Raw genomic sequence first — 855 nt, 5'->3', positions numbered from 1 at the left:
CCGGTGTTCGACCCGAAGCTGCCCGGCTCGTGGCTGGTCGACCTCTCCCATGTGGACCTGTCGCGGGTGAAGGTCGGCAAGGACAAGTGGGCGGACCTGGACGCGAGTCTGCTGCCCAGCCCGTTCACGCCGAAGGGCGACCGCCCTGAGGGGCCGGCCTGGTACGCGACGCCGACCGTGGCGTACGCGGTAGAGCTCGGCTACGACGTCGCGCCGATCGAGGCGTACGTCCGCTACGAGAGCGGCCGTTACCTGGACGGCTGGTACAACCGGCTGCGCGACGCGTACCTCGCCACGATGGCCGACCTCGGTGTCGGCGCCGACCTAGCGCCGGCCGACTTCCTGGCGGCGATGGACGGCTACCGCGGCCGTGACCCGGAGCTGGCGATCGTCGTCTCCGCGGTCAAGGCGACGGTGAAGGGCGGCCTGGGCAAGCTGCGCGAGCGGCCCCGGGGTGAGGGATGGCGGCCGGGCGAGCCGTGGCGGGCGCTGTCCCGCCCGACGTGGCGGCCCGACATCCGCGCGGCGGTCATCTCCCGCACCCGGATCAACCTGCACCGCAAGATCGTCAAGCACGCCGCCTGCACCGGCCAGTACCCGATCGCGGTCCTGTCCGACTGCGTCGTCTACGCGGCCAACGGCACGTCGCCACTGGACTTCCTGCCCTACAAGGAGGGCAAGCCTCTGCCGGGCGGCTTCAAGCTCGGCATCAACCCGGGCCTGGTCAAGTGGGAGGGCACCCAGGACGTCCTGTGGGGCGAGGAAGTCCGAGAGCGGTTCAACGCTCCGCAGCTCAACCTCGCCCGGTACATCAAGGACGGCACCGTCACCGACGTCGACAACGGAGAGTAGGAG

General features: G+C 70.6%; 1 pseudogene. It reads left to right on the top strand.

The features are described from left to right. Nucleotides 1-852: pseudogene (locus GT030_RS14930) on the top strand (transcriptional regulator); the annotation flags it as partial. Between the last annotated feature and the right edge of the window lie 3 nt (nucleotides 853-855).

This window comes from Streptomyces sp. SID1328, from assembly GCF_009865595.1.
Lineage (GTDB): Bacteria > Actinomycetota > Actinomycetes > Streptomycetales > Streptomycetaceae > Streptomyces > Streptomyces griseoluteus.
This window is presented reverse-complemented; position numbering and strand designations above follow the sequence as displayed.